Source organism: Chelativorans sp. Marseille-P2723 (assembly GCF_902809845.1).
Taxonomy (GTDB): domain Bacteria; phylum Pseudomonadota; class Alphaproteobacteria; order Rhizobiales; family Rhizobiaceae; genus Chelativorans.
Genome location: NZ_CADDWI010000013.1, coordinates 97,942 through 113,303 on the forward strand (window position 1 = coordinate 97,942; position 15,362 = coordinate 113,303).

General features: G+C 58.6%; 14 protein-coding genes. 12 read left to right on the forward strand and 2 right to left on the reverse strand.

Annotated elements, in window-relative coordinates:
• Positions 1-64 precede the first annotated feature (64 nt).
• A complete protein-coding gene (locus HUS57_RS11765; protein WP_173933968.1) occupies positions 65-1,054 on the forward strand; it encodes a hypothetical protein in 990 nt (329 codons plus the stop codon).
• 104 nt (positions 1,055-1,158) lie between these two features.
• Here HUS57_RS11765 and HUS57_RS11770 read toward each other — a convergent pair whose 3' ends face one another.
• Entirely contained in the window at positions 1,159-2,367 is a 1,209-nt protein-coding gene (locus HUS57_RS11770) for an acyl-CoA dehydrogenase family protein (protein ID WP_173933970.1), read from the reverse strand.
• A 10-nt stretch (positions 2,368-2,377) separates the two neighbouring features.
• Positions 2,378-3,127 carry a glucose 1-dehydrogenase gene (locus tag HUS57_RS11775; RefSeq protein ID WP_173933972.1) on the reverse strand — a complete coding sequence of 250 codons (750 nt, stop codon included), beginning with the start codon at positions 3,125-3,127 and terminating at the stop codon, positions 2,378-2,380.
• A gap of 234 nt (positions 3,128-3,361) precedes the next feature.
• On the opposite strand from HUS57_RS11775, the gene HUS57_RS11780 reads away from it, so the two are divergent.
• The 11 genes from HUS57_RS11780 to HUS57_RS11830 all read left to right on the forward strand — a co-directional run bounded on the left by HUS57_RS11780 (position 3,362) and on the right by HUS57_RS11830 (position 15,319).
• Entirely contained in the window at positions 3,362-4,048 is a 687-nt protein-coding gene (locus HUS57_RS11780) for a TetR/AcrR family transcriptional regulator (RefSeq protein ID WP_246727856.1), read from the forward strand.
• A 235-nt stretch (positions 4,049-4,283) separates the two neighbouring features.
• On the forward strand, positions 4,284-5,087 hold the full coding sequence (locus tag HUS57_RS11785; RefSeq protein WP_173933975.1) for an SDR family oxidoreductase: 804 nt from the start codon (positions 4,284-4,286) through the stop codon (positions 5,085-5,087).
• 103 nt (positions 5,088-5,190) lie between these two features.
• Positions 5,191-6,120, forward strand: coding sequence for an SMP-30/gluconolactonase/LRE family protein (locus tag HUS57_RS11790; protein ID WP_173933977.1), 930 nt, complete (start codon positions 5,191-5,193; stop codon positions 6,118-6,120).
• Between the two features lie 108 nt (positions 6,121-6,228).
• Complete coding sequence (locus HUS57_RS11795) at positions 6,229-7,905, forward strand: NAD(P)/FAD-dependent oxidoreductase (RefSeq protein WP_246727857.1); 1,677 nt, start codon at positions 6,229-6,231, stop codon at positions 7,903-7,905.
• A 307-nt stretch (positions 7,906-8,212) separates the two neighbouring features.
• The gene (locus HUS57_RS11800) at positions 8,213-9,343 is read left to right on the forward strand and encodes an ABC transporter substrate-binding protein (RefSeq protein WP_173933979.1); all 1,131 of its coding nucleotides are present in this window, start codon (positions 8,213-8,215) and stop codon (positions 9,341-9,343) included.
• A 21-nt stretch (positions 9,344-9,364) separates the two neighbouring features.
• Positions 9,365-10,255 (forward strand): branched-chain amino acid ABC transporter permease, encoded by an 891-nt coding sequence (locus tag HUS57_RS11805; RefSeq protein WP_173933980.1) that lies wholly within the window; start codon positions 9,365-9,367, stop codon positions 10,253-10,255.
• Positions 10,252-11,139: a branched-chain amino acid ABC transporter permease gene (locus HUS57_RS11810; protein ID WP_173933982.1), complete on the forward strand. Its 888-nt coding sequence runs from the start codon at positions 10,252-10,254 to the stop codon at positions 11,137-11,139. The genes HUS57_RS11805 and HUS57_RS11810 overlap by 4 nt, the downstream gene beginning before the upstream one ends.
• Positions 11,136-11,888: an ABC transporter ATP-binding protein gene (locus HUS57_RS11815; RefSeq protein ID WP_173933984.1), complete on the forward strand. Its 753-nt coding sequence runs from the start codon at positions 11,136-11,138 to the stop codon at positions 11,886-11,888. Before HUS57_RS11810 ends, HUS57_RS11815 begins: the two co-directional genes overlap by 4 nt.
• Before the next feature lies 1 nt (position 11,889).
• Positions 11,890-12,624, forward strand: coding sequence for an ABC transporter ATP-binding protein (locus HUS57_RS11820; protein WP_173933986.1), 735 nt, complete (start codon positions 11,890-11,892; stop codon positions 12,622-12,624).
• Between the two features lie 21 nt (positions 12,625-12,645).
• Positions 12,646-14,121 carry an FAD-binding protein gene (locus HUS57_RS11825; protein WP_173933988.1) on the forward strand — a complete coding sequence of 492 codons (1,476 nt, stop codon included), beginning with the start codon at positions 12,646-12,648 and terminating at the stop codon, positions 14,119-14,121.
• Between the two features lies 1 nt (position 14,122).
• The gene (locus tag HUS57_RS11830) at positions 14,123-15,319 is read left to right on the forward strand and encodes an NADH:flavin oxidoreductase/NADH oxidase (protein ID WP_173933990.1); all 1,197 of its coding nucleotides are present in this window, start codon (positions 14,123-14,125) and stop codon (positions 15,317-15,319) included.
• The last annotated feature ends 43 nt before the right edge of the window (positions 15,320-15,362 follow it).

Sequence of the window (15,362 nt, forward strand, 5' to 3'; positions counted from 1 at the left end):
GGCAAGCCAGGGTTCCGTTACGAAACGGTCCGCTTGCGAATTTCTGTTCGGTAGAGGAGCGAAAATGCAGGACAGGCTCGTGCGGTATCAGGAGGCTGCGCGGCGGGCGGTAGACTGGGTAATCCCGCGCATTAGCAAGGATGGAACCATCGCTGGCAGTGAGGACATCGTCTTCGGCTATTACAAGGCTCTTCCCGCTTTGTGGACCGGAGGAAGGCCTATCGAGGCAGGCCGGATACTGAACCGCATCCGCAATCGGTTTTTTGAGAACGGCCGGTTCGAGACGGATGGCGACCGGTATCCTGGCGCCTCCTCCGGCCCGGGCTACCGGCATGCCTGGTTCGTCATTGGAGCTCACATGATGGGCGCCTACGACGTGTCGATGCCAGCCATAGCAACCATGGAGCTCGATCTTGATCCAGACAGCGGCGGCGTAGGAAACGGCGCGCATGATCCTGCAGCCGATTGGGGCACCACTTGCAACGTCATCAATGCGCTATTAGCAGGAAACCGCGTCGAGGCGGCAGTAAAGGCTGGCCAGCTCATCGAAAGGATGCTGGAAGCTCAGTCGAACCCCCGCAGGATGATCATGCGATGGGACCCGCAACGCGGTATTTTCGACCCGTCTCCCGATATTCCCCGCAAGGGATGGAACATCGGGATCGGCGAGCGCAAGCAGACCTATTGGTACATCGGCATAGCCATGTATACCTTCGCGCGCTTGTATGAAGCGACGGGGGAGAAGCATTGGCTTGGGTCAGCGGACAAGCTGTTGGAGTTCGCGCTTGCCTGCCGCGAAGATTTCGCTGGGAACATGAATACGAGCAAGCTGGCCTGGGGCGCGTCCCAGATGGCGGCCCACAGCGCAAACCCACAATACAAAGAGCTGGCAATGGAGGTCGCCGACTGGATTGCACAGAGTCAGTGTGCTTCGGGCATCTGGGTGCGAAATCCCGATGTACACACCGAGGAGACGCAGCCGATACCCATTACACTGGATGCCACGCTTGACCGCGCCTTCTACCTGACCGAGGTGATCGCTGCGCTCGCCTAACATACTCAGGCGAGGCTGTGGCACAGTATTCGGTTCCAGCAGAGATCAAAGCGGCATCAGCCCGAGCTGATGCCGCTTCTGGATGGTGCGTAGCGATCACCGCTCTACCCTTCAGCCACCTGCCAGCGCCAGAAGTCCCTGTCTTCTTTCTCCAGGAATCGGTTCAGCACCATCTTGTGGACCTCATCGGCTCCGTCTACGAGCCTTGCCTGGCGGGCATAGCGGTAGATCCACTCCAGCACAGTGTCCTTCGAATAGCCGCGCGCGCCGTTGATCTGAATAGCAACATCTGCGGCTTGATGGAGGAGGTTAGCGACGTGGACCTTCGCCATAGACACTTCTTTTCTGGCGAAGCTGCCCTGATCAAGCGCCCAGGCAGCCTTCATGACAAGGATTCGCCCGACCTCGATTTTCATGGCGAGGTCGCCAAGCATCATCTGGATGCTTTCTCGCCTGGACAGCCGCTCCCCAAAGGCGAAACGCTCAGCGGCGTAAGCCTGCGCGATTTCCACGCAGCGCTTTGACAGGCCCAGCCAGCGCATGCAGTGCGTCAGCCGCGCCGGGCCAAGCCGCATCTGGGTCAATTTCAAACCGTCGCCTTCGGACAAAAGCACGTTTTCTACGGGAATTTCCAGTCCCTCGAATACGAGCTCACAATGCCCGCCGTGCTCTTCCGGACCCATGATCTTGATACGTCGATCAATCCGCCAACCCGGCTGGTCACGGTCGAAGAGGAAGGCGGTCAGACCGCGACGTGAATCGTCAGACGTACGAGCGACAAGGAGGAAATGCTTTGCTTCCTCAGCACCGGTGATGAACCATTTTCTACCGCGAATTACGTACCGATCACCAAGGCGCGTGGCAGTGGTCTGCATCATGGAAGGATCCGAGCCGCCGCCCGGAGCCGGCTCCGTCATCACGAAGGAAGAGCGAACTTTTCCTTCGACGATCGGCTTTAGCCAGCGCTCCTTCTGCGCCTCGGTGGCGGCCATCTCCAGCACCATCATGTTGCCGTCGTCGGGTGCTGCCGAGTTGAAGATGACCGGCCCGAAGATCGACCGGTTCATTTCCTCGTAGCAAACGGCCATGCCGACCTTACCAAGCCCGGCCCCGCCACTCTCCGGCTTCAATTGCAGGCACCACATTCCCCTGGACCGTGCCTCGCTCCGCAGCTTGTCTGCCAGGTCAAGTCGGATGTTCTCATGCGCGTCGTAATTCAAAGGGTCGTCTTCGAGGGGCATGATGCGTTCTTCGACGAAGCTCGCTATGCGGGCGCGCATGCCCTCTATGTGCTCTGTGATAGTGAAATCCATCCTGCTCCTCCTATAACGACGAGACGAGATGGCCGCCGTCCACGGCAAGCGTTGCGCCGGTGATGTAACGTCCTGCATCCGACGCAAGCAGAAGCAGAGCGCCATCGAGGTCCTCTGCCTGGCCCAGTCGGCGCTGTGGAATGCGCTTTACTAATGCCTTGCCAGCATCGGTCTCAAAAAAACCGCGGTTTAGGTCCGTCTCGATATAGCCCGGGCAGAGTGCATTGACGCGGATATCATAGCGGGCCCATTCCAGTGCCAGCACCTTAGTGAGCTGAACCAGCCCTGCTTTGGATGTAGCATAGGCAGACAAACCACCAGCCACGCGGTGTCCCAGAATCGAAGCTATATTGACAATGCTTCCTGAAGTGCTCGCTTCGCGCAATCGGCCGGCGAAAGCCTGCGCGGTGAGAAAAGCCCCTTTCAAATTTGTATCGAGAGCGCGGTCCCATTCAGCTTCGGGAAGATCCATTGCAGCGCCGGCGCCGCTCAGGCCCGCATTGTTGATGAGAATGTCCGCCTTCGGATCGAGTGCCGTCACGACTTCACGGATGCGGGCTGAATCGCTTACATCGAGAGCGACCGCCTGGGCCGTACCGCCCTCGCGGCGAATAGCATCGCGCGCTTCCTCCAGAGCTTCAACGCGACGTGCGGCCAGCACAACCGCCGCGCCGTGCCGCGCTAGCAGCTTCGCAAAGTGCAGCCCAAGCCCACCTGAAGCTCCGGTTACCATTGCCGTACGGCCGGACAGATCAAACATTTCTCCTCCCTAAAAAGTGAACGAGCGCTCGCTTTTCGAATGAACCAAGAACTGTTAGCTGTCAAGCGTGGAGACAAGTGATTCGTTTTCGCAATTCCACCAGATTTGGGGAGAGAGCCTGATGCGATTCAAGAAAGTGGAATCCCGGCTTTCCATCCGGAAATGCAGAAATGCAAAGACGTGGTTCATTTCGGCGTTTTCAAAAATCCTGGAATGATCTAGCCGAGACCTACTGTGAAAAACGCGCAGGACCTGAACTCACGTTACTCGACCGAAGAACTATGCGCACGCATCCTTGAACGCCATCGCGCGCGCATCAAAGTACGTAAGCAGCAGCTCGTCCTTGCCAACCTGTCGCGCATCGTCACGGCCTTTTTGCGCCTCTCCAACCGGAAGGGCTATCATGCGATGTCGCTTCGGGAACTTGCCGATGAATCAGGGCTGAGCATGGGCGCACTTTACACCTATTTCGACAGCAAGGAGATGCTGCTCGTGATGGTTGTCGGAGAGGTCGCGAACACCATGAGCGAAGTCCTTGCTTCAGTTCCCGAAGAAACGCGGCAGGATCCGCGTGCACATATGTACTGGCTCATCGACACACATATCAGGCTGACGGAGACGATGCAGCAATGGTTCGTCTTCGTCTTCATGGAAACCAAGTCCTTTCCGAGATCCGTGCGCCAGGCGGCGGTCGATTCAGAGACGCTTGCCGAACAGGAACTGGCCGAAATTATCGAACGCGGCAACGCAGCCGGGGTATTCGACGTCGAAGACCCGCAGCTATTCGCGGCGATGGTAAAGCCTCTGCTTCAGGACTGGTACGTCAAGCGCGCCAAATACCGAAGGCGGAAAGTTGGTATTGATCGCTACATAGAACAGGTAACCAACGTGATTGAAAGAGCGGCTTGCAGCAAGACTTAAGGATGATGCGTAGCTACGCATCTGCTCCTTCCCTTTAAGCAAACATCAACAACGCCCACTCCACATCGCTTTTCAAAGCGGCCCATATTGCCAACGCAATAAGGGCGGCGCGTGGTTGTCGAGACGGTCTGGCCAAGTACGCTTGGCATCGGGATGAATAGCGCGCCGAAGCGCACGGAGCCCCCCAAAGCACTTAGCGGCCGCTCTCAATCACCACCGCTCGGGGAGGGACCTGATGGATCTTGGTTTGACGGGTAGGACCGCCGTGGTTACCGGGGCGAGCAGAGGGCTTGGCTTGGCAATCGCTAAGGAGCTTGCGCAGGAAGGCTGTCGGACGATCATGATTGCCCGCAATGCCGAGCGGCTGCAGGCGGCGGCTGAGCCGCTGCAGAAGGCAGGGTACGATATCGCCACGATCGCCGCCGACGCCACGGACAAGCAGGCTATTGGCAAAACCTGCGCGAAAATACGGTCCTTGAAAGGGCCTATCGATATTCTCGTCTACAACAATGGAGGGCCGCCGGATTCGCTCTTCGACAACGCGAGCGAAGACGAGTTCGACGCGGCCTACCGGATTCTGGTGAAGGGCCTTGCCTGGTGGACCCGGGAGGTGGCCGGCGATATGAAGGCCCGCAACTGGGGGCGCATCATCAATATGGCATCCATAGCGGCCAAGGAGCCGCATCGCGACGTTTCGATGGTGCTCCACAACCTTGGCCGGCCGGCCGCAGTTGGGCTCAGCCGAACGCTTGCCAATGATCTGGGCCCATATGGAATTACCATCAATTCAATAGCCACAGGCTCCATCGACGGCGGCGAAGACTCGTCTTTCCGCAGAACGTATCGGGCCTTCGCCGAAAAGCAGGGCATACCGGCCGAAGAGCTTATTGCAAAAAGGCTTGCGCCGGTGCCATTGCGCCGCGCTGGCACTCCGGACGAGGTGGCGGCGCTTGTCGCTTTTCTCTGCTCCACACGCGCGGCCTTCATTACCGGACAGATGATTGTGATCGATGGCGGACGGATCAATGCGCTGCTTTAGACCAGGGCAAGACGGCGATAATCCATATGCAATTCATCGCCTACCCCGCTCGCATAGCTAAACGGATGTCGTATGGCTCTGTCGATGAATTGCTGAGGGACTTATGCCACTAAAGCCTGATTTCAAGATTGTTGCCGACGGCCTTCGCTTTCCCGAAGGCCCCATCGCCATGGCTGATGGCTCTGTTGTGCTGGTCGAGATCGAAGCAAGGACGCTCAGCCGCATTACACCGGACGGCACACGAAGCGTCGTCACAGAACTCGAAGGCGGCCCTAACGGTGCTGCCCTGGGGCCGGATGGTAAGGTTTACGTTTGCAATAATGGCGGCTTCGCCTGGATAGAGGATGAATTCGGGCTACGCCCTCATGGTGCACCCGAGGGCGACCCGGTGGGCTGGATTGAGCGTGTCGATCTCGACACGGGCAAGGTGGAGCGTCTCTATGACGGGAATGGCCCAATCAAGTTCCGTGGGCCGAACGACATCGTCTTCGACCGCCAAGGCGGCTTCTGGTTTACGGATGCAGGCAAGGTGAACCCGCGGATGGTCCACCGGGGCGGTGTCTACTACGGACGCACGGACGGCTCCCTGCTCGTTGAAGCCATATATCCGATGTGGCAAGCCAATGGTGTTGGACTATCACCGGATGAAAGCCGCCTCTACGTCGCTGAGACGGTCACCGGCCGTTTGTGGGAGTTCGAAGTCACAGGTCCGGGAGAGGTGGCCAAGAAAGGTTTTCCCTCTCCCCATGGAGGCCGTCTTCTAGCCGGTCTTCCCGGTTACCAGCTCTTCGACTCGCTCGCGGTCGATTCGGCCGGAAACGTTTGCGTTGCGACACTGATGAATGGCGGCATTACTGTGGTGTCCCCAGACGGAAGCTCGATCCAGCACATCGCGCTTCCCGATCACTACGTAACCAACATATGCTTCGGCGGCCCCGAATTACGAACGGCCTATGTGACACTCTCACAAAGCGGGAAGCTGGTCAGCTTCGAATGGCCACGGCCGGGGCTACCACTTAATTTCAGCCGTTGAGGCACCCCAGCCATCCGCTTGTCGCATATGTAATAGTCCCCCTAGCGGGGATAATTTCAGTGCCGGCAGCGCGAACGGGGGATATTGCAGAAGACACAGGTGGAGGCTTTGACAACCTCGACAGGCGACGAGACGATTGACATGATTGAAACTCAGACGACGACCATTAAACAACAACAATCCTCCGCGCCGATCGAGTATGACGCCATAATCATTGGCGCTGGCGCCGGAGGAATTTCCGCGCTCCTGCACTTGCGTGATCTCGGACTACGCTGCCGCCTTTTTGAGTCCGGCGGAGGCCCGGGTGGAGCCTGGTACTGGAACCGTTATCCAGGTGCACGCTTCGATTCGGAGAGCTATTCCTACGGCTTCTTTTTCTCCAAGGAGCTGTTCCAGGAATGGAAATGGTCTGAACATTTTGCCGGTCAGCCCGAGACTGAGCGTTATTTCAACTATGTCATCGATCGTTTCGATCTGCGTAGGGACATGCAGTTCAAGTCGCGTGTCGATAAAGCGCATTTCAACGACGAGAAGAACGCGTGGGATGTCACCCTTGCGGACGGAACCCGATACCGGGGCCGGTGGCTCGTTGCTGCCGTCGGGCCGCTCACCAAGCCGCAACTACCAAAGATCGATGGAATCGAAAGCTTCGCGGGGGAGGCATACCATACGGCGCGCTGGCCAAAGCATCCCGTCAGCTTTGAAGGCAAACGGGTCGGCGTGATAGGAACCGGCGCCTCCGGCGTGCAGACGATACAGGAGGTCGCCAAATCAGCCGCGCATCTTACGGTGTTTCAACGCACTGCCAACTATATGGCGCCGCTTGGAAACGGCCCAGTCACCGATGAGGAACAGGAACAGATTCAGGCCAGCTTCGAAGAACTCAAGCGGAAGGTGAATTCATCCTATGCCTGGTTTCTCCACACGCCGGACCAGCGAAGCATCTTCGACGTCTCGGATGAGGAACGTGAACGATTCTTCGAAGAGAAGTACAATGCCCGCGGCATGGGCATCTGGCAAGGAAACTTCCGGGACATCCTCACCGACCGGCGTGCAAACGACCTGATTTCGGATTTCATCCGGCGCAAGATCCGCGAGCGGGTGAAGGACCCGGAGACGGCCGAGAAGCTGATACCTAAGGATCACGGTTTCGGCACACGCCGGGTACCACACGAAACCAACTATTATGAAGTCTACAACCAGCCCAACGTGACGCTGGTCGACCTCAAAGCTACGCCAATTACGCGTATCGTTCCCCAGGGTGTGCAGACGAGCGAAAGCTTCCACGAACTCGACATGTTGATTTATGCGACGGGGTTCGATGCCATTACGGGCGCTTTCGAGGCAATCGACATTCGAGGCTTGGGCGGTCAAAAGCTGGACGATAAATGGATAGACGGGCCGAGCACTTATCTTGGCGTGATGACGGCAGGCTTTCCGAATTTCTACATGCCGGCTGGCCCCTTAAGCGCTCAGGGCAACATACCGCGCACGTGCGAATATAACGCCTGGTGGCTGGCTGAACTGATCCGCTACATGCAAGCGGAAGGGTTGACCTATGTCGAACCCAAGCCCGAAGCGGAGGAGGAATGGACCGAACATGCGCGCCAGGTCCAATCGACGCTTCTCACCTCTGAAGTGGACTCTTGGTTTACAGGTGTGAATCGCAACCGGGAAGGGCGTACAAGCCGGCGCGTCGTGCAATATCGTGGTGGCGCTTTCATCTACCGCGAGAAGTGCGAAGCTGCCGTCAGGAACGGCTTCCCAGAATTCATCAAGAAGTAATCCCTAACGTGTGCTAACGCGATTAGCGGTGAATATTCGAGCCATATTGGGTTGCCGCTTGGCAGCGGCTTCCCCGGTGAGCTCGATGCAGCCTGCGTTTAGAGAGGCGGTCGGCTCGCCGGAAGCTGCTGGGGCAGGATTATTGCATCTGCAAAAAACACCTTCCCTTCATTGACACTACAGCCTCCCGAACCTCCAATTCCCGTGAGAATGCTAGTTGGCAACTCGCCTTATACAGGAACGTCTGTCAGCGTTCGTGATGACCGACAGGTAACAAGCGCCGGCTTTGGCGCCTAGGGAGGTAAAGATGAGGAAACTGACGCTAGGACTGGCAGCGTCCGCTACCCTAATTGCATCATCGTCCATGAGTGTCCATGCTGCCGAGATCCTCGTCGGCGTTGCCGCAGAGCTGACCGGGCTGAATGCCAATGTGGGGACACAGACGGCGCGCGGAATAGAGGTTGGCGTCGAATGGCTCAATGCCAACCACGACATGAACGGCAATACCATCAGATTGATGATTGAGGACAACGCCACTGACAAGGCGCAGTCCATGACGCTGCTCAACAAGTTTGCGCTGCGCGACAATGTGCATGTCGTTGTCGGGACCTCATCCAGCATTCTCGCCCTGTCGATCGCCCCGCGGGCGGAGGAGTTGCAGGTTCCAATGATCACCAGCGCTTTCGCACCCGCTGTAGTGGAGGGGCGCAAGTGGGTTTTCAAGGCATCGGATACGCCAGCGCGCATGTTTCAGTCGATCGCTAACTACACCGCGGACGTACTGAAACCGGAAACCTGCGTGCGCGTCTATGCCCGGGACAATGAAGCCTATGTCGAACAGAGCAATGTCTGGGCCCGAATCGTGAAGGAGAAAGGAGTCGAGATCGTTGACGAGCCGTCCATCCTGCTCTCCGATACGGATTTTACCGCAATCGCTACGCGCATCGTCGATCTGGATCCAGACTGCCTTCATCTCGCGATGACTCCGGAAACTTCGGCGAATTTCGTGATTCAAACCAAGAGTGCCGGCCTTGATCCGGACACGCTGATCATCGGTGGAACCACCATGGCGACCGGCTTCTTCCTCGATGCGGCAGGCGAGGCTGCCGAGGGAACCTATTCGCTGGCGGATTACTCGCCGGGCGGCATCAATGAGCTCGGCAAGACCTTCGAAGCGGCATACGAAGCCAAGTTCGGTGAAAAGCCCGACAATTTCTCCGCAGTCGGCTTCGCAGAGGCGCTGGTCATCGGTCAGGCGATTAAAGCAGCCGGTGACAACCCGACACGCGATTCCATCCGAGAGGCGATGGCTGGATTGAAGGACGTTGAAACGATCATCGGGAACGGGACGCTCTCGATGGTCGACCAGATGGCGCAGTACCAGATGAACGTCCTTACGGTTGAGGACGGCCAGCTCGTCCGTGCGCCCGGCCAGTAGCAGCGACAGAGATAACCGTCGATGCTCGCGCAGCAGCTCTTCAACGGTCTCGTTCTGGGGGCAGTCTATGCCCTCTTCGCCCTCGGCTTTAATCTCGTGTTCGGGGTTCACAAGATCATGAACCTCGCCCATGGGGCGATCTTCATGGTCGGGGCGTTTGTTGGCCTGTATAGCGTCACCCTCGGCCTGCCGCTCTGGGCGGCCTTTCTCATTGCGATGGTGTTTACGGGCCTTCTGTCGGTGATGATCGACTTCGTGGCCTTCCGGCCGCTGCGAAAGACGGGGGACGCAGAGTTCGCGATGCTGATTGCGAGCATTGGGGTCGAGATGATCCTCGTCAACCTGGCGCTCCGCGCCTCGGATGCACGAACGCTGCGCTTCCCCTTTGGCATCGTGCCGGTGGAGCCTTTCTTCCTTTTCGGAATGCGCATTACCCCGCTCCAGTTCGTCATAGCGGCAGTCGCAGTGCTGTGCGTGACGCTGCTTGCCTTTTATCTTTACCGAACGAGCTTTGGGCGGCAGGTGCGGGCAGTAAGCAGCAACGAACGGGCGGCTATGCTGCTCGGCGTCGAGCCGCGGATGATCTATCTGCAAACGTTCTTCATCTCCGGACTACTTGCCGGATTAGCCGGCGTGCTGATCGGCCTTGCCTTCAACTCGATCAATTTCTCCATGGGAGAGCCATATCTGCTGCGTGGCTTCGTGGTGTTGATCCTTGGCGGGCTTGGGAGCTTGCGCGGAGCTGTGGTGGCAGGGCTGGCACTGGGCATCATCCAGACGCTGTCGGTGGCGTATTTCCCTACGGGGCTCACTGACATCATCGTTTATTCACTGCTCTTCGCCGTACTCCTCGTCCGCCCCAACGGATTGTTTGGTGATGCCGTCAGCGATGCAAGGGTGGCTCGGCGATGATCAATTTCTTCTATGCCTATCAGCCATTGATAGACTTCTTCCTGCTCAATGCCGGCTTTGCCCTCAGTCAATACATCGTACTGCGCGCTGGAGTGTTTTCGATCGCCACGGTTGGCATTGTGTCGATAGGCGCCTATTCAGCGGCCATCGTGATGAAAAGCCTCGGCCTGAGCATCTGGATTGCAGCACCCTTCTCTGCACTCGTCGGCCTTGCGGTCGGCCTGCTACTTTCCGTCCCGCTCGCACGGCTTCGCGGTCCTTATCAAGCCATTGCGACACTTGCCTTCGTACAGATTGTGGCGGCGGTGGCACTTTATGCGGAACCCCTGACCGGCGGCGCGCTTGGCATGAACGACATCCCCAAGCAAGTATCGACGCTGGGACTGGTGTTTGCCCTCGCCTTCGTGCTCTACATTCTCGGCTCGCTAAGCCGTTCCCGTATTGGAGCCATCTTCGATGCCCTGCGCCAGGATGAGGCGGTTGCCGGCTCGCTGGGCATTTCCATCAGCTTCCACCATGCTCTTGCCTTCGCGTTGAGCGGCGCAATCGCTGGCCTTTTTGGCGCGCTCCAGGCGGGCTACATCTATTCGATCGAGCCGCATCAGTATGGTTTTGTCATGCTGACTATGACGCTTGCTGCCGTAATTCTTGGCGGCCGCCGCTCCATCTGGGGTCCGGTTGTGGGAGCGGCAATCATGACCTTCCTGCCGGAAATTGCCCGTCCGCTGGCGGAGAATCGCCTGTTGCTCAACGGCTTGCTCCTGGTGGTAGTGATCATCTTTCTACCAAGAGGCGTTGTAGACGGACTGATCGCTCTCGTGCGGCGGAGACGAACTTCGGCAGTAACGTGGCCGGCAGAGTCCTCCAAAGAGGTGCGTACATGAGCCTCACTGTTTCAGGAGTCAGCCGTAGCTTCGGCGGCGTCGAAGCGGCTCAGGACGTGAGCCTGCAGGTCGATCCAGGACGCATCGTGGGACTGATCGGACCGAATGGTGCTGGAAAAACCACCTTGGTAAATCTTATTACCGGTGTCTTACGGATCGACAGGGGCACCGTAAGCGTGGACGGCGAGGACGTAACGGCGAAGACCATCGTCGGCGTAGCCCGCGCCGGCGTCAGCCGTACATTTCAGAACGTTCGTCTTTTGACGGATTCCACCGTCCTTGAGAATGTGACGCTCGGGCTCGCCCAACAGGAACACAGTTCGTTCCTTGACTGCATGCTTGGTCTGCCGGCGGCGCAGCGAGACCGCCGCGCTGTTAGAGATAAGGCCATGCAGATTCTTGCGGATGTGGGGATGGTGGAATACGCGCACCGCATCGCTTCCGGACTCGCCTACGGTCACCAGCGAAGGGTGGAGATCGCCCGTGCCATCGCGGTGAAGCCGAAATACATCCTGCTCGATGAACCAGTCGCAGGCATGAACGATGTAGAGGCCGGCGAGATGATCCAGTTGTTCAAAAGCTTTGCGGAGCGCGGAATCGGTATCCTTTTGATCGAGCACAATATGCGCTTCGTCAATGCTCTTTGCGAACAAATCTACGTGCTGAATACCGGGCGGATTATCGCCGACGGCACTCCCGCCGAAATCTCGCAAAGCCCCGACGTGATCGCCGCCTATCTCGGAACGTGACATGCTGAAGATTGACAAGCTGACGGCATCCTACAGCGGCATCACCGCCCTACACGGTGTTAGCCTGACTGTTTCAAAGGGGGAAATGGTCGCCCTCATTGGGGCCAACGGTGCGGGAAAATCCACGCTTCTCAACTGCATCAGCGGCATCGTGCCTTCCGATAGCGGGCAGATCCTTTTCAACGGCCAGGAGCTTAGCGGGCGCAGGCCCGCATCAATTGCGCGCATGGGCCTGCTACAGGTTCCCGAGGGACGGCAGATCCTCAGCGATCTTTCCGTGTATGAGAATTTGCAGCTCGGCCAGCTTGCCCTCGGCAACCGCTCTCCCACCTGGTCCCACGAACAGGTCGTCGAACTGTTTCCGGTTCTGGGCGCAAGACAGAACCAGCGCGCAGGATCGCTTTCAGGCGGCGAACAGCAGATGCTGGCGATCGGTCGGGGACTCATGGGCGCACCGGAACTGCTGCTCCTGGATGAACCGAGTCTTGGTTTGGCGCCGAAGATCGTTGACCAGGTCTTCTCCGTACTGACGCGGCTGAACGAGGCTGGCCTGACCATCCTGCTCGTTGAACAGAACGCGCGACGGGCTCTGCAAATTGCCTCGCGCGCTTACGTGCTTGAGCGCGGCATGGTCGTTCACAGCGGTCCGGCAGACGTCGTCGCGGCCGACAAGAAGGTCGTCACCTACTATCTCGGGAACCTCGCAGACGCAGCTTCCCAGGATCAACCGGCCTAAAATCAGTTCAAGGAGAGGCTGATGCCTCAGTACCAGTGGGATATCGAAGCAGATCTCGTCATTGCAGGTTTCGGGGCAGCCGGCGCGGCCGCGGCAATCACCGCGGCCAAGACCGGTGCGAAGGTCCTGCTGGTCGAGAAGCAGGAGCGCGAACGGCATACACCGAATATCCGCATGTCAGGCGGGCTTGTCATGACGTTTAATGACGCGGACAAGGCTGAAACCTATCTGGCGCGCTGCGCAGGACCGATGGTCGGCAATGCTGAAATCCGCGCATTGGCAGAACGTTTGACGACTTTACGGGCATGGCTGGACGCCCATTGTGGCGGCACGCCCTTCACGTTGGTCAATGGGGCAGAACATCCGGAGTTTGAAGGCGCGGAGGCTTGCGAGGTTTTCCAGCAGGGAGTGCCGCGCTTCAAGCAGGACCCGCAGGCAGGCAATGGAGCGAGCCTGTTTGCCTCCCTTCGCGAAACGGTCGAAGCTGGCAGCACCGAGATCCTCTGGGGCGCTCCAGCCCGCAAATTGCTGCGCGACGCGGATGGGCGAATATGCGGCATTCTCGCGGGTAAGCCAGGCCAGGAACAACACATTCGTGCACGCGAGGGCGTGATCCTCACCACCGGCGGGTTCGAATATGACGAAGCGGCCAAGCTCAGCTATCTTCGCGCATACCCCATGTATTTCTATGGCAATCCCGGCAATACCGGAGACGGGCTCCGGATGGCGCAGGAAGTGGGGGCGGATCTTTGGCACATGCCGCAGATCGTTGGGCGGGCGGTTGGACATTTCCAGTTGGACGACGGCAGTTGGCAGACGTTCTTCATCGCAATCGATCCGCCTGGGTACGTGATCCTCGATGGAGATGGCAAACGCTTTGCCAATGAACATGATCAAGCCATGAACAAGCACGACTTCTATTATCACCTCGTGCATTTCGACACGCAGCGCGGCATTCATCCCCGTATGCCCTGCTATTGGATTTTTGATGAGAAGCGGCGGCTGAAAGCGCCGGCAACGCTTATCAATGTTGGCGCCTGTTCCGTCGGGCTTTACGAGTGGAGCGCCGATAATTCCAAGGAGATCGAACGCGGCTGGATCGCGAAGGGCGACACCCCGGCTGCTGCCGCGAAGGCTGCGGGACTGGATGCCGCCGAAGCAGTAACGGAAAGCATACGGACATATAACGAAGCCTGCGCAACCGGGATTGATCCATTCGGGAGGCCGGTTGAAAGCCTTGTTCCGATTGACACAGGACCATTCTATTGCGTCAAGCTCTGGCCGGGCGGCCCGAACACGACGGGCGGCCCACGCCGCAACGCACAGGGCAAGGTCCTCGATGTGAGGGGGGAACCGATTCCAGGCCTCTTCTCTGCTGGCGAACTCGGGCAGGTGAGCGGCATGATGTATCCGGCAGACGGCGCAAACCTTGGTGAGGCATTGTGTTACGGCCAGATTGCCGCCGAGGCCGCCCTTTCCCGTTTCCGGAGTGTATGAAATGTCCTTAGCCACAAATGAGTTGTCGGCCGAAACCGAAACGTTTCACCTGTTCGAGCCGTTCACCGTGCGGGGAGTAACGGCGCGCAACCGCGTGCTGATATCGCCCATGTGCCAGTATTCGGCCGAACCCGACGGAAAGGCGACGGACTATCACCTCGTTCACCTCGGCAAGTTCGCCATCGGCGGTGCCGGAATTGTGATGGCGGAAGCGACGGCTGTTTCGCCCGAGGGAAGGATCTCGCCCTGGGATCTTGGGCTTTGGGATGACAATCAGATCGAGCCCTTGCGAGGCGTGTCGGCGTTCATACGCCAACGTGGTTCGGTTCCTGCCATTCAGTTGGGGCACGCCGGCCGAAAGGGAGCAACAAAAAAGGGGGGCGACGGCGGCACTCCCCTGACGGAGGAGGATGCGGCGCGCGGTTTCGCGCCATGGCCCCTCATCTCCGCGAGCGAAGTGGCAGCGGAGGGTTGGCCGACGCCGCGCGCGATGAGCCAGACGGATATTGCAGCCAACGTTATTCAATGGGCAGCCGCCGCGCGACGGGCGGTGGAAGCAGGGTTCGACATCATCGAGATACACGGCGCCCATGGGTATCTGATCCACCAGTTCCTTTCGCCGGCATCCAATTTCCGCACCGACGAATATGGCGGCTCGTTGCAGAACCGAATGCGGTTTGCGATCGAGGTGGCGCAGGCTGTCAGAGCGGAAATACCAGACGATAAACCATTGTTCTTCCGCATATCGGCGCTGGACGGGTCCGGCGGAGGATGGACGATTGAAGATTCAATCTCCCTGGCAAGGGAACTCAAGCGCGCCGGCGTCGACGTGGTGGATTGCTCGTCGGGCGGAATGACTTCGCTGACGCCTACCCGCGCCATACCGCGCCACTGGGGCTTTCAAATACCGTTTGCGGAAGCTGTTCGCCGTGGCGCCGGCATTCCCACCGTCGCCGTCGGCCTCATCGTCGATGCCGGGCAGGCAGAGCTGGTCCTGCGCTCCGGCAAAGCAGACTTTATTGGCATTGGCCGCGAGGCACTTGCCGATCCACATTGGGCACTGCGAGCCTCTCTAGAGCTGACCGGAAACTATGACAAATGGCCGGACGAATATCGGTCATGGATGGTACGCCGACAAACTACAATCGACGCGCTTGTAGGAGTGGATATCGAAAAGATCCCACTGAAAGGCAGGTAAAGGCACCGGTTGGCTTGTGCCTGCAGCTGCACAGGGCCTGGGC

Bases quoted from the DNA above. Each gene is read 5' to 3' on its own strand.
- HUS57_RS11810 (WP_173933982.1), top strand. From the start codon at position 10,252: ATGATCAATTTCTTCTATGCCTATCAGCCATTGATAGACTTCTTCCTG.
- HUS57_RS11790 (WP_173933977.1), top strand. From the start codon at position 5,191: ATGCCACTAAAGCCTGATTTCAAGATTGTTGCCGACGGCCTTCGCTTT.
- HUS57_RS11765 (WP_173933968.1), top strand. From the start codon at position 65: ATGCAGGACAGGCTCGTGCGGTATCAGGAGGCTGCGCGGCGGGCGGTA.
- HUS57_RS11770 (WP_173933970.1), bottom strand. From the start codon at position 2,367: ATGGATTTCACTATCACAGAGCACATAGAGGGCATGCGCGCCCGCATA.
- HUS57_RS11825 (WP_173933988.1), top strand. From the start codon at position 12,646: ATGCCTCAGTACCAGTGGGATATCGAAGCAGATCTCGTCATTGCAGGT.
- HUS57_RS11815 (WP_173933984.1), top strand. From the start codon at position 11,136: ATGAGCCTCACTGTTTCAGGAGTCAGCCGTAGCTTCGGCGGCGTCGAA.
- HUS57_RS11785 (WP_173933975.1), top strand. From the start codon at position 4,284: ATGGATCTTGGTTTGACGGGTAGGACCGCCGTGGTTACCGGGGCGAGC.
- HUS57_RS11775 (WP_173933972.1), bottom strand. From the start codon at position 3,127: ATGTTTGATCTGTCCGGCCGTACGGCAATGGTAACCGGAGCTTCAGGT.
- HUS57_RS11805 (WP_173933980.1), top strand. From the start codon at position 9,365: ATGCTCGCGCAGCAGCTCTTCAACGGTCTCGTTCTGGGGGCAGTCTAT.
- HUS57_RS11820 (WP_173933986.1), top strand. From the start codon at position 11,890: ATGCTGAAGATTGACAAGCTGACGGCATCCTACAGCGGCATCACCGCC.
- HUS57_RS11830 (WP_173933990.1), top strand. From the start codon at position 14,123: ATGTCCTTAGCCACAAATGAGTTGTCGGCCGAAACCGAAACGTTTCAC.
- HUS57_RS11800 (WP_173933979.1), top strand. From the start codon at position 8,213: ATGAGGAAACTGACGCTAGGACTGGCAGCGTCCGCTACCCTAATTGCA.